12 protein-coding genes are annotated in these 12580 nt (G+C 67.0%); 6 read left to right on the top strand and 6 right to left on the bottom strand.

Annotation, left to right across the window (positions count from 1 at the left end; translation table 11 throughout):
* Positions 1-6: 6 nt before the first annotated feature.
* A complete protein-coding gene (locus tag ACFWU5_RS24170; RefSeq protein WP_379269035.1) occupies positions 7-1176 on the top strand; it encodes a Rieske 2Fe-2S domain-containing protein in 1170 nt (389 codons plus the stop codon).
* Position 1177: 1 nt separating this feature from the next.
* Positions 1178-1567, top strand: a complete 390-nt coding sequence (locus tag ACFWU5_RS24165) for a hypothetical protein (protein WP_379269033.1) — start codon at positions 1178-1180, stop codon at positions 1565-1567.
* Here ACFWU5_RS24165 and ACFWU5_RS24160 read toward each other — a convergent pair whose 3' ends face one another.
* The 6 genes from ACFWU5_RS24160 to ACFWU5_RS24135 form a co-directional block, all read right to left on the bottom strand.
* Positions 1568-2317: a DUF427 domain-containing protein gene (locus ACFWU5_RS24160; RefSeq protein WP_379269032.1), complete on the bottom strand. Its 750-nt coding sequence runs from the start codon at positions 2315-2317 to the stop codon at positions 1568-1570.
* A 183-nt stretch (positions 2318-2500) separates the two neighbouring features.
* Entirely contained in the window at positions 2501-3697 is a 1197-nt protein-coding gene (locus ACFWU5_RS24155; protein ID WP_379269030.1) for an acyl-CoA dehydrogenase family protein, read from the bottom strand.
* A 29-nt stretch (positions 3698-3726) separates the two neighbouring features.
* Positions 3727-4755, bottom strand: coding sequence for an acyl-CoA dehydrogenase family protein (locus ACFWU5_RS24150; protein ID WP_379269028.1), 1029 nt, complete (start codon positions 4753-4755; stop codon positions 3727-3729).
* A gap of 265 nt (positions 4756-5020) precedes the next feature.
* Positions 5021-6157, bottom strand: a complete 1137-nt coding sequence (locus ACFWU5_RS24145) for an acyl-CoA dehydrogenase family protein (RefSeq protein WP_379269026.1) — start codon at positions 6155-6157, stop codon at positions 5021-5023.
* Positions 6158-7024, bottom strand: coding sequence for an enoyl-CoA hydratase (locus tag ACFWU5_RS24140; RefSeq protein WP_379269025.1), 867 nt, complete (start codon positions 7022-7024; stop codon positions 6158-6160).
* Entirely contained in the window at positions 7021-8568 is a 1548-nt protein-coding gene (locus ACFWU5_RS24135; RefSeq protein WP_379269023.1) for a FadD3 family acyl-CoA ligase, read from the bottom strand. The genes ACFWU5_RS24140 and ACFWU5_RS24135 overlap by 4 nt, the downstream gene beginning before the upstream one ends.
* 79 nt (positions 8569-8647) lie before the next feature.
* Between ACFWU5_RS24135 and ACFWU5_RS24130 the strand changes: the two genes are divergently transcribed.
* The 4 genes from ACFWU5_RS24130 to ACFWU5_RS24115 are packed head-to-tail and all read left to right on the top strand — an operon-like array spanning position 8648 to position 12515.
* Complete coding sequence (locus ACFWU5_RS24130; RefSeq protein ID WP_379269022.1) at positions 8648-9829, top strand: acyl-CoA dehydrogenase family protein; 1182 nt, start codon at positions 8648-8650, stop codon at positions 9827-9829.
* Between the two features lie 47 nt (positions 9830-9876).
* Positions 9877-10662 (top strand): SDR family oxidoreductase, encoded by a 786-nt coding sequence (locus ACFWU5_RS24125; RefSeq protein ID WP_379269073.1) that lies wholly within the window; start codon positions 9877-9879, stop codon positions 10660-10662.
* 37 nt (positions 10663-10699) lie between these two features.
* Positions 10700-11326 (top strand): TetR/AcrR family transcriptional regulator, encoded by a 627-nt coding sequence (locus ACFWU5_RS24120; protein ID WP_379241133.1) that lies wholly within the window; start codon positions 10700-10702, stop codon positions 11324-11326.
* Positions 11327-11360: 34 nt separating this feature from the next.
* Entirely contained in the window at positions 11361-12515 is a 1155-nt protein-coding gene (locus tag ACFWU5_RS24115; RefSeq protein ID WP_379241545.1) for an acetyl-CoA C-acetyltransferase, read from the top strand.
* Positions 12516-12580 lie beyond the last annotated feature (65 nt).

Below are 12580 nucleotides of genomic sequence, written 5' to 3'. Positions count from 1 at the left end.
TTCGATATGGCAGGCAAGGTGAGGGAACTCGATGTCGGCGCACCGCCGACGCGGTTCGCGCGGGGCTGGCACTGTGTCGGTCTGGCGTCGACCTTCCGCGACGGGAAGCCGCACGCGATCGAGATCTTCGGGACCAAGCTCGTGGTGTGGACCGACACCACCGACGAGATCCGCGTGCTCGACGCCTACTGCAGGCACATGGGCGGCGACCTGAGCATGGGCACGGTGAAGGGCGACGACATCGCCTGCCCGTTCCATGATTGGCGCTGGGGCGCGAGCGGTAAGTGCACCGCGATTCCGTACGCGCGCCGTGTTCCGCCGCTGGCCCGCACCAGGAAATGGACCACGCTGGAACGCAATGGTCAGCTGTTCATCTGGCACGACCACGAGGGCAACCAGCCCCCCGACGAGGTGACGATCCCGCATATCGAGGGCCCGTACACCGACGAACACGGCAACCCCAGCGAAACCCATGACAGCGGTTGGACCGACTGGACGTGGGATTCGTTGAAGATCGAGGGCGCCAACTGCCGCGAGATCATCGACAACGTCGTGGACATGGCGCACTTCTTCTACATCCACTACGCCTTCCCGACGTACTTCAAGAACGTCTTCGAAGGCCATGTGGCGACCCAGTTCCTGGAGACCAAGGGGAGGCCCGACATCGGCATGGCGGCCAAGCACGGCGGTGAGACGCTGCTGAAATCCGAGGCGTCGTACTTCGGGCCGTCGTACATGATCAACCCGCTGGTCAACATCTACAGCGGGTACGAGATCAAGGTCCAGCTGATCAACTGCCACTACCCGGTCAGCCAGGATTCGTTCGTGCTGCAGTGGGGCCTGTCCGTCGAGAAGCCCAAGGGCCTGCCCGACGAGGCCGCGCAGAAGCTGGCGCAGACCATGGCCAAGTTCTTCGGCGACGGTTTCCTGCAGGACGTGGAGATCTGGAAGCACAAGTCCAAGGTCGAGAACCCGCTGCTGTGCGAGGAGGACGGCCCGGTCTACCAGCTGCGACGCTGGTACGAGCAGTTCTACGTCGACGTCGCCGACGTCACCGAGAAGATGACCCAGCGCTTCGAATTCGAGGTCGATACGACCAAGGCCAATCAGGCGTGGGAGGCCGAGGTGGCGGAGAACCTGCGTCGCAAGGCCGAAGCCGAAGAAGCGGGCGTGTGAGATGAGCCCGAGGTCGAGCGAGCCGCAAAGGTCCGGCGATCCGTCGCGGCTCGCTCCGGCCTGGGCCAAGGCGCCTGATTTCGCGGACCAACCCGTGCGACAGGCGGCGGTGCGGGCGCAGACGGTGGTCGACAAACAGCATTACCTCGACGCGGGTTTGACGCCGCTGCGGTGTCAGGCGTGCTCGGCGCAGGTGCTGGTGCGCAAGGCCAGCGCGCACCAGACCTCGGTGCAGTGGACCGAACGGCCCGACGCGCACTGCCCCGTTTTCGCACAGCTGACCGAGCACGGCGCGCGGCCCGGCCGTCCGGAATCCTGTCCGTCACTGGAGAAGTCGATCAAGTGGGCGGTCGACGAAGGTCTGCTCGACATCGAAGACGGTGGTCGATAATCAGCCGAACGGCGTGTGCGGGCGATCCTGCAGCACCCCGTCGAGGTAGATGTCGACCTTCTCGTTGTAGAAGCACGCCAGGCCCGCGACCTTCTGACTTTCCGGCAGCGGCGTGCGATAGATCCACACGACGTCGGGGTGCTCGGTGTCGCCGACCTGGACGTTCCAGTAGTCGGCGGTGCCCTTGTACGGGCAGCTGGTGTGCGTGTCCGACGGGGTCAGCAGGTCCATGCGTACATCGGTGAGCGGCAGGTAATACCTTGCGGGCAAACCGGTTTCGAACAGGATGCGCGGCGAGTGTGAGTCCGCGACGGTGACGCCGTCGATCTCCACCCGCACATGCCGGGAGCTGCCGAGGATGTCCACACGCGAGTACGGGTCGCGGGGGTGGACGAAGATCTGTTCGTCTTCTTCGAACCAATCGAACGCGGCGATATCCAGTCGCACAGCATCTTTCAGTTCTGACAGTGGTGAGTCGAGGTAGCGCAGCGCCGCACCTTCCACGCGTAGACCGTCTACCGCGACGTCGTAGCCGGTCGCGTCGCCGCGGCTGGGGGAGTGCTCGGTGATTCCGTTCGGGTCCAGGTCGGCGTGCACGTCGGTGAGCGGCACGTAGTAGGTGGGGTAGTAGGGGACTTCCCAGACGAGCAGGGGGCGCACCGTGTCGGCCACCAGCCTCCCGCGCAGGTAGGCCCGCACCCGCTTCTGCCCGGTTTCCACCTTGACGCGCCCGCGTCGGTCGTCGGTCATGGTTTCGACGCTACTCCGGGGCGACGTCTGCGACTTCGACATCCGAACGACCCGGCGTAATCGACCACTTCGGCCGCTTTCAGACGAAATTCGGACTGAAACTCGACGAAGTGGTCGATTACGCCGGGTTCGACCTAGACGTGGACCGGTCGGCGGCGGAGTGACAGCCTGCGCCCTAGGGGGCTAGGCGACGGTGGCTGGGCGGCGGGGCGTTCCGAAGAGTTCGGCGGTGGCGTGGGCGCGTTTGAAGTACAGGTGGGCGTCGTGCTCCCAGGTGATGGCGATGCCGCCGTGCAGTTGGATGGTTTCGGCGGCGACCTGGGAGAACGCCTCGGTGCAATGGGTGCGGGCGACCCACACGTCCTCCGCGGCGGACGGGCTGTTCTCGGCGACGGCTTGGGCTGCGGCCAGTGCCGCTGATTCCGCGGACTCGACCAGTACGTACATGTCGGCCATGCGGTGTTTGAGTGCTTGGAAGCTGCCGATGGGGCGGCCGAATTGGACGCGGGAGGCGGTGTATTCGACGGTCATCTCGAGGCAGTGTCGGGCTGCGCCCACTTGTTCGGCGGCGAGTGCGGCCCAAGCGATTTCGCGCAATCGCTGGCGGAGGGTGGCTGGGTTGTTGGCTGCGGTGGAGTGTGAGGCGCCGGTGGACTGCGCGTTTGCGAGGTTGTCGGTGGTCTGCGCGTTTGCGAGGTCGCTGGTTTCTGCAGTTGTGTGGTTGCCGGTGGCGGTGAGGTCGCCTGCGCCGTTCGGCTGTGCGTGTGCGGGGCCGATTCGGGTGGCGGGGGTGTTGGTGAAGTTGATGGTGGCGAGTTGGCGGGTGGGGTCGAGGGAGGGGGTTGGGGTGATGGTGACGCCGGGGGAGGTCGGCGTGGTTTCGAAGAGGCCGTCGTCGGTCAGGATCAGGAGCAGGTCGGCTTGCGCGCCGTGGAGCACGTAATGCGCGGTCCCGGTGAGAGTTTCGTTCGTGGCCGTGACGCCGGGCGTGTCCCATCCGTTGGCATCGGCCCAGCACAGCGCCGCGGTCCGCGAGCCGTCCGCGAGGTCCGGCAGCAGGCGCGCGTACGCCTGCTCGTCACCCGACAACAGCACCGCCTGCACCCCGAGCACGGCCGACCCGAGCATCGGCACGCTCGCCACCACACGGCCCAATTCGCCTACCACCAAAAGGGATTCGACCAACCCAGCTCCCGCACCACCCCACTGCTCCGGAATGGCGAGTGCGGCGACCCCGACCTGTTCGCACAGCATCCGCCACAACTTCGGGTCGTACCCGAGCTCGGTGTCCATCGCCGACCGCAGCGCCGCCGAGGTGGCGTGCTTGTCCAACAGGGCCCGCACAGAAGTCCGGAATTCGAGCAGTTCATTCGATGACATGGGTTTCCTTGTTGGACGCAGTGGTGCGGTTACGCGGGGCGTTGGTGAGCTGCGTTGGCAGGGGCGTGCTCGCGAAGCGCTGTCGCGATCCGGCCGCGGTGGAAGTCGGCCGTGCCCCAGGCGGTGCGCAGGGCCGCGACCCTGGTCAGCCACAGTGACAGGTCGAATTCGGCGGTGTAGCCGATGGCGCCGTGCACCTGCAGGCCGGCGCGGGCGGCGCGGTGGGCTGCGTCGCCGCATGCCACCAGTGCCGCTGAGACGTCGCGGGACCGGTCGGCGGAGTCCAGGGTGAGGGCCGCGCGGTACAGCAGTGGTTCGGCCAGGTCCAGGGCGATTCGCACGTCGGCGAGCTGCTGTTTGACGGCTTGGAATTCACCGATGGCGCGTCCGAATTGCTTGCGCTGCTTGGCATAGGTGGTGGTCTGTTCGAGAATCGAGCGGCCGGCACCGAGAAGCTTTGCGGCGCAGGCTAGTACGCCTGTATCGAAGGCGTAATCGATGGCGGCCTCGACCTCGGGCCCATCGGCGACCAACTCGTCGGCTGTGAGGCGAAACAGCCTGCGAGCGGGGTCGATAGAGCTGACCAGTCCGGTCGCTGCACCGCCGTTTGCCAATCGGCCGACATCGGCGACGAGCACCGGCGTGGCGATGTCGGCGTCGAGAGCGATGCCGCGGTGCGTGTCGAAGGTGATGGTGCCGAGGGCTTCACCGCTGGCGATTGCCGGAAGCCATCGCTGGGCTGCGTCGGAAGAGGGAAGTCGTTGCAGTAGTGCGGGAATCACCGCAGCCGACTCGATCACCGGACCCGGCACTGCGCCGCGCCCGAGTTCGATCAACGCGACGACGAGGTCCACGGTGGTCGCATCCGCACCGTCGTACCTCTCGTCGACGATCAAGCCGAACACGCCCATGTCGGCGACCTGTCGCAGCAGCGCCTGCCCCTTGGCGGGATCACCCTCGGCCCAGGCGCGCGCCGCGGCAGGCACCTGACCGGCGTCGAGGATCTTGCGCAGCTCGGCGGCGAAGTCGAGCTGTTCGGTACTGAGGGCGAATCTCATCGCAGACCTCCTGTGATCGGAAGGGCGACTCGGCCCGAGTGATTGCTGAGCGCGTGTACAGGCCCCGGAGCGTCGCCGGGTAGGGCGATGGCACGCCGATTAGTGGCTGGGCCGAAGGGCCGGTCGATGGGAGGGCGGCCGACGACGTCCGCGTCGAGAACGCGACAGTGCGGCTCGACCGCGGGAACCGTTGTCGTGGCGACCGCGGACCGCTGTTGTATGACTTGCACGGTCCGCACTTCGAGCTGGACCATGAAGTGCGCGTTCATCGCTTGCTCTCGCGGGGCAGGCCAAGGATGCGTTCGGCGATGATGTTGCGCTGAATCTCGTTGGTGCCCGCGTAGATCGGGCCCGCTAGGGAGAACAGGTAGCCGTCGGTCCAGGCGCTGCGGTATTCGGTGCCGAGCAGGTCGAGTGCCGTCTCGTGCATCGCGATGTCGAGGTCGGACCAGAAGACCTTGGTGATCGAGGATTCCGCGCCGAGTTGGCCGCCGTCCTGGAGGCGGGTGACGGTGCCGAAGGTGTGCAGGCGGTAGGCCTCGGCGCCGATCCAGCTGTCCACCACTGAGTTTCGTGCAGCGGTGTCACTGGGGTCGGTGGTCTCGGTCCACAGGTCGATCAACTTCTGGGCGGTGGCGCTGAAACGGCCGGGGCTGCGCAGGGACAGGCCGCGTTCGTTGCTCGAGGTGGCCATCGCGACCCGCCAACCATCGTTGACCGCGCCGATCACGTCGCAGTCGGGCACGAACACGTCGTCGAGGAAGATCTCCGCGAAGCCGGGTTCGCCGTCGAGCTGCGGGATCGGCCGCACGCTCACACCTTCCGCGGTGAGCGGGAACATCACATAGGTCAGCCCGTGATGACGTTGTGCTTCCGGGTCGCTGCGGAACAGGCCGAACGCCCAATCCGCATAGGACGCACGGGAACTCCAGGTCTTCTGCCCGTTGAGCAGCCACCCACCTTCGGTGCGTCGCGCGGTCGATCGCAAGCTCGCGAGGTCGCTGCCGGACTCGGGCTCGGACCAGGCCTGCGCCCAGATGTCGTCCCCGCGTGCCATGCGAGGCAGGATCCGCGCCAACTGTTCGGGCGTGCCGTGCTCGAACAACGTCGGCGCCAGCAGGAAGATTCCGTTCTGCGCGACCCGCCCCGGCGCGCCCGCGGCGTAGTACTCCTGCTCGAACAGCACCCATTCCAGGATCGACGCGTCGCGCCCGCCGAACTCGCGCGGCCACGACACCGCCGACAACCGCGCGTCGGCCAGCTTCGCCTCCCATTCACGGTGTGCGGCAAAGCCTTCCGCGGTGTCCATAGAGGGCAACGGTTCGGCAGGGACATTGGCGGCGAGGAACTCGCGCACCTCCAGTTGGAACTGCAGGGCAGCCGGGTCGATATCGAGATCCACTTACTTCGTCCCGTTCTGTTCAGGAGCGGCAGCCTTCATCGAGCGGGCATTCATCCCGCCCAGCGAATCGGCCCCGACCTCGGCATTGTGCGCGTGTGCGAAATGGTGCAGCCCGAAAACCGAGTCCATCCCGGACCGCATACCCATCAGATCTTCGGCCTGGTTGACGGCCTTCTTGGTCAGCGCCAACCCGAATTGCGGCATGGTAGAGATCTTTTCGGCCAGCGCCATCACTTCGGACTCGAGCTCGTCGCGCGGCACGACCCGGTTGACCATGCCCCACTCCTTGGCCTGCGCCGCCCCGAACCGGTCCCCGGTGAACAGGAACTCCTTGGCCGCACGCGGACCCATCACCCACGGATGCGCGAAGTACTCCACGCCCGGAATACCCATCCGTACAACAGGATCGGAGAAGAACGCGTCATCGGAGCAGACGATCAGATCGCACACCCACGCCAGCATCAGCCCGCCCGCGATGCACGCACCCTGCACCATCGCGACCACCGGCTTCGGGATTTCCCGCCAGCGCCTGCACATTCCGAGATACACCTCGGACTCGCGCGCGAACCGCTGATCGCCACCGGGACGGTCGATATGGTCCCACCACAGCGCGGCCTTGTTCTCGTAGTGCACGTCGTGGTCGCGACCCGGCGTGCCGATGTCGTGGCCCGCGCTGAAGTGTTTCCCGTTGCCCGCCAACACAATTACCTTGACCGCCGGGTCCTCCACCGCGCGGACGAAGGCGGCGTCGAGCGCATAGGTCATCTGCGAGTTCTGCGCGTTGCGGAACTCGGGCCGATTCATGGTGACCACGGCAACCGTCCCGCGCACCTCATAGGTGACGACCTCGGTCTCGGTAGAACTCACGACTTCTCCTCACGTAGCTCACGCTTGAGCACTTTGCCCGCGGCGCTGTAGGGCAGCTGGTCGCGGAATTCGACAAGCCTGGGCACTTTGAAATTCGCCAATTGGGCGGTGGCATAACTGATTACCGCGTCCACGGTCAGTGACGCGTCGGGCTCGCGGACGATGAAGGCCTTGCCGACTTCGCCCATCCGCTCGTCGGGCACGCCGATCACCGCCGACTCGGCGACACCGTCGAGCCTGGCGAGGGTCTGTTCGATCTCCGCGGGATACACGTTGAACCCGCCGGTGATGTACATGTCCTTGAGCCGGTCGGTGATGCGAAGGTAGCCGCGGTCGTCGAGGACCCCGATGTCGCCGGTGTGTAGCCAGCCGTCGACGTCGATGGCCTCGGCGGTGGCGTCGGGATCGTCGAGGTAGCCCAACATCACGTTCGGCCCGCGCAGCAGGACTTCGCCGGCGTCGGACAGGCGCAGTTCGAACCCGGCGATCGGTCCGCCGCAGGTGGTGGCGATGGTTTTCGCGTCATCGGAGGGCAGGCACATGGTGCCGAAGCCCGCCGATTCGGACAGGCCGTAGGCGGTAATGACCACTTCGAAGGCGAGTTCGTCGCGCATCCGCTCGATCAGCACCACCGGCACGGTCGCCGCGCCGGTCACCGCCACCCGCAGGGAGGTCAGGTCGCGGTCGGCGCGCCGGGGGTGGGCCAGGATGGTCTGGTAGATCGTGGGCGGACCGGTGAGCACGGTGATCTGCTCGGACTCGATCAGGGCCAGCGCGGCGGGCACGTCGAAGGTGGCCTGCGGGACGATCGTGGCGCCGGTGACCAGGCACGCGAGGATCCCGGCCTTATAACCGAAGTTGTGGAAGAACGGAGGGATCACCAGGTAGCGGTCGTCGGCCCGCAGGGTGGAGCAGTCGACCCAGCCGCGCACCACGTTCAGTGCCTGCCGGTGCGCGACGAGCGTGCCCTTGCTGCGCCCGGTGGTGCCGGAGGTGAACATGATGTCGGAGATGTCGTCGGGGGAAACCTGCGCGGCCCGCAGTTCGCCTTCTTCGGCGGTCACGCTCGCCGCGTACCGGGCCAGCTCGGCCCACGTCACCGTGGCTGCGTCTGCTGAGGTCTGCGCATCACCTTCGACAGGAATCACCACGACCGTCCCGATCCCGAGCCCCTCGGCCAGCAGTTCCGCCGCCCGATCCCGCCCGAGAAACGGCCCGGCCACGAACACCGCCTTCGCACCCACCCGACTCAACACATCGACGGCCTCCGCCACCACATACCGGGTATTCAGCGGAACCAGCGCCGCCCCCACCGAATGCGCGGCCAGCGCGGCGATCACCCAGTGGTGCGTATTCGGCGCCCACATCGCCACCCGATCGCCGGGGGAGATGCCGCGTGCGATCAGGGCACGGGCGGTGGTTCGAACTTCTTCGAGCAGTTCCGCCCAGGTCAGGCGGGTCGCGCCGTCGATCAGGGCGGGGGAGTGCGGATGCGTGGCGGCGATGTGCCGCAGCGCCTGCGGGGTGGTCTGAGGGGGTGTCACGGGGTCCTCACCGTTGAGCGGTCGCTGTTCTTGACGAAGCAGCTAACAAAGCAAGTGCTTGGTAGGTTATCCTATCGGCGTGGGTGTGATCCAGACCTCAGATTCCGATACCGCGTCCTCCGACGCTGCCTTTTGCGCGGAAATCCGCGAATGGCTCGCCGAAAATCTCGCGGGCGAGTTCGCTGACCTGCGCGGAACCGGCGGACCCGGCCGCGAACATGAATTCTTCGACGAACGTCTCGCGTGGGACCGACACCTGGCGAAGGCGGGCTGGACCTGCCTCGGTTGGCCGGTCGAACACGGCGGCCGCGGCGCCAGCGTGCGCCAGCAGGTGATCTTCCACGAGGAATACGCCAGGGCCGATGCTCCCGCACGGGTCTCGCACGTGGGCGAGGAGCTGCTCGGCCCCACCCTGCTCGCCTTCGGCACCGAGGAGCAGAAGCAACGCTTCCTGCCCGGCGTCCGCTCGGTCGACGAGCTGTGGTGCCAGGGCTATTCCGAACCCGGCGCGGGCTCCGACCTCGCCGCGGTCAGCACCACCGCCCGCCTGGACGGCGACAAGTGGGTGATCAACGGCCAGAAGATCTGGACGTCGCTGGCCCACGTCGCCGACTGGTGCTTCGTGATCGCCCGCACCGAACGCGGCTCGACCCGCCACCACGGCCTGTCCTACCTGCTGGTCCCGATGAACCAACCGGGCATCGAAGTGCGTCCGATCGAACAGCTCACGGGCACTTCCGAATTCAACGAGGTCTTCTTCGGCAACGCCGTCACCGACGCCGACTTGGTTGTGGGCGAACCCGGCGACGGCTGGCGAATCGCCATGGGCACCTTGACCTTCGAGCGCGGCATCTCCACCCTCGGCCAACAGATCCGCTTCGCCCGCGAACTCTCCGACGTCGAAGCCTTGGCCCGCCGCACCGGCGCCGCCGACGACCCGCTCATCGCGCACCGCCTCGACCGCGCGTGGGTCGGCCTCAAAGTCCTGCGCGCGCACGCCCTGCGCACCATGAGCGAAGGCGACGTGGGCGGCGCGTCGGTGTCGAAGTTGTTGTGGGCCAACTGGCATCGCGATCTCGGCGAACTCGCGATGGCCGTCCAGGGCGCCACCGGGCTGATCCTGGGTCCCGACGACATGACCGCCTGGCAGCGGCTGTACCTGTTCAGCCGCGCCGACACGATCTATGGAGGTTCGAACGAAGTGCAGCGCAACATCATTGCCGAACGGGTGCTCGGTCTGCCGCGAGAGGCCCGCCCGTGAGTGACCAGAGTTTCGACCGGGAGACCTATTCGGGTGCGCCGACGTCGCTGTCGACCGCACCGTCCCCGATCCCCGGGCACGGTCTGCTCGCGGGTCGGAAGGCCGTGGTCACCGCCGCGGCGGGCACCGGTATCGGCTCGGCCACCGCGCGCAGGCTCCTCGAAGAGGGTGCCGATGTCGTCGTATCCGATTGGCACGAAAGAAGATTGACCGCCACCGCCGAAATGCTCGCGAAGGAATTCCCGGAGCGCTCGGTCGGTGCCGTGGTCTGCGATGTTCGCGATACCGCGCAGGTCAACCAGCTGCTCACCGATGCCGCCGCTGTACTGGGCCGCATCGACATCATGGTCAACAACGCGGGCCTGGGCGGCGAAACCCCCGTCGTCGACATGACCGACGAGCAGTGGGACCAGGTCCTCGACATCACGCTCACCGGCACCTTCCGATGCACCCGCGCGGCCCTGGCCTACTTCCGCGCCGCGGGCCACGGCGGCGTGATCGTCAACAACGCCTCGGTGCTGGGCTGGCGCGCCCAGCACGGCCAAGCCCACTACGCCGCCGCGAAGGCCGGCGTCATGGCGCTGACCAGGTGCAGCGCGGTCGAAGCCGCCGAATTCGGCGTGCGGATCAATGCCGTCGCGCCGAGCATCGCCCGGCATCCTTTCCTCGACAAGGTGACCTCGGCCGAACTACTCGACAACCTCAGCGAGCGTGAGGCTTTCGGTCGCGCCGCGGAACCGTGGGAGGTGGCGGCGACCATCGCTATGCTGGCCAGCGACTACACGTCGTATCTGACCGGCGAGGTGGTCTCGGTGAGCAGTCAGCGCGCATGACCGCCACACCGCTACCAAGCAAGTGCTTGGTTGTACGATGGCAGTCGTGACCGCACCCGACACCGTGAAACGCACCCGCCGCGCCGAACTGCTCGACCTCGCCGCCGACCTGTTCGCCGAACGCGGCCTGCGCGCCACCACGGTGCGCGATATCGCCGACTCGGCGGGCATCCTCTCGGGCAGCCTCTACCACCACTTCGACTCCAAGGAATCGATGGTCGACGAGATCCTGCGCGGCTTCCTCGACGACCTGTTCGGCCGCTACCGCGAAATCGCAGCCGCGGGCCTGAGCTCGCGAGACACCTTGGAGGCCTTGGTGATTGCCTCCTACGAGGCGATCGACCGTCACCACGCGGCGGTCGCGATCTACCAGGCCGAAGCCAAAACCCTGCGCGACGTAGAACGTTTCGCCTACATCCGCGACTTCAACATCGAATTCCGCGACCTGTGGCACCGGGTACTCACCGCGGGTGTCGCCGACGGCAGCTTCCGCCCCGAACTCGACGTGGACCTGGCGTTCCGTTTCCTGCGCGACACCGTGTGGGTCGCGGTGCGCTGGTACACCCCCGGTGGCTCGATCACCGTGAAACACCTTGCCCAGCAATACCTCACGATCGTGCTCGACGGACTCACCGTGCCCGCGAGCAGTTCGTCTCAGCCATGAGCACGTACTAGGAGTCACCATGCCCTACACCCCGATGCGCGACGTCTTCGTCATCGACGCGGTCCGTACCGCGGTCGGCAAGCGCAACGGCGCCCTCGCCGGCGTGCACCCCGCCGACCTCGGCGCCGCAGCCCTGCGCGGCCTGATCGAGCGAACCGGCATCGACCCGGCCGTGGTCGACGATGTGATCGTCGGTTGTGTCGACAACATCGGCCCGCAGGCCGGAAATATCGGCCGCACCATGTGGCTGACCGCGGGATATCCCGAAGAGGTCCCCGGCGTCACCGTCGACCGTCAGTGCGGTTCCAGCCAGCAGGCGGTGAATTTCGGCGCGCAGGCCATCATGAGCGGCACCGCCGAGGTGATCGTGGCGGCGGGCGTGCAGAACATGAGCGCCATCCCGATCTCCGCGGCGATGCTCGCGGGCAAGGAGTACGGCTTCGAGTCCCCGTTCGTGGGCGCGACCGGCTGGGATCAGCGGTACGGCACCGGCGAGGTCTCGCAGTTCCGCGGCGCGGAACTGATCGCCGAGAAGTGGGGCATCACCCGGCTGGACATGGAGCAGTGGGCACTGCGCAGCCACGAACGCGCCCGTGCCGCCATCGCGGAGGGGCGTTTCGAGGCGGAGATCGTGCCGGTGGGTGACTTCCTCGTCGACCAGGGGCCGCGCGAAACCAGCCTCGAGAAGATGGCGACGCTGCAGCCGTTGAGCGAGGGCAGCCCGCTCACCGCCGCGGTCGCGAGCCAGATTTCCGATGGCGCCAGTGCCACGCTGCTCGCGTCGGAATGGGCGGTGCAGGAGTACGGCCTGACGCCACGCGCCCGGATACACCACGTCAGTGCCCGCGGCGCCGACCCGATCTTCATGCTCAGCGCCCCGATCCCGGCGACCCAGTGGGCGCTCGAGAAGACGGGCCTGACCATCGACGATATCGACGTCATCGAGATCAACGAGGCCTTCGCGCCGGTGGTTCTGGCCTGGATCAAGGAGATCGGCGCGGATCCGGCGAAGGTGAACGTCAACGGTGGGGCGATCGCGCTGGGCCACCCGCTGGGGGCGACCGGCACGAAGCTGTTCGCGACGCTGCTGCACGAGCTCGAGCGGGTGAACGGCCGGTACGGGCTGCTCACCATCTGTGAGGGTGGCGGGACGGCGAACGTGACGATCATCGAGCGCCTCGACGCGTAAGTGACCGGCGTAATCACGCACTTCGCGCCGTTTCGATCAGAATTCTGACTGAGACGAGCCGAAGT

This window comes from Nocardia sp. NPDC058640, from assembly GCF_042716995.1.
GTDB lineage: Bacteria > Actinomycetota > Actinomycetes > Mycobacteriales > Mycobacteriaceae > Nocardia.
The sequence above is the reverse complement of the archived record's forward strand: the minus strand, read 5'-3'. Positions and strand labels throughout refer to the sequence as shown.

Bases quoted from the DNA above. Each gene is read 5' to 3' on its own strand.
- ACFWU5_RS24115 (WP_379241545.1), top strand. From the start codon at position 11,361: ATGCGCGACGTCTTCGTCATCGACGCGGTCCGTACCGCGGTCGGCAAG.
- ACFWU5_RS24165 (WP_379269033.1), top strand. From the start codon at position 1,178: ATGAGCCCGAGGTCGAGCGAGCCGCAAAGGTCCGGCGATCCGTCGCGG.
- ACFWU5_RS24155 (WP_379269030.1), bottom strand. From the start codon at position 3,697: ATGTCATCGAATGAACTGCTCGAATTCCGGACTTCTGTGCGGGCCCTG.
- ACFWU5_RS24150 (WP_379269028.1), bottom strand. From the start codon at position 4,755: ATGAGATTCGCCCTCAGTACCGAACAGCTCGACTTCGCCGCCGAGCTG.
- ACFWU5_RS24160 (WP_379269032.1), bottom strand. From the start codon at position 2,317: ATGACCGACGACCGACGCGGGCGCGTCAAGGTGGAAACCGGGCAGAAG.
- ACFWU5_RS24170 (WP_379269035.1), top strand. From the start codon at position 7: ATGGCAGGCAAGGTGAGGGAACTCGATGTCGGCGCACCGCCGACGCGG.
- ACFWU5_RS24120 (WP_379241133.1), top strand. From the start codon at position 10,700: ATGGCAGTCGTGACCGCACCCGACACCGTGAAACGCACCCGCCGCGCC.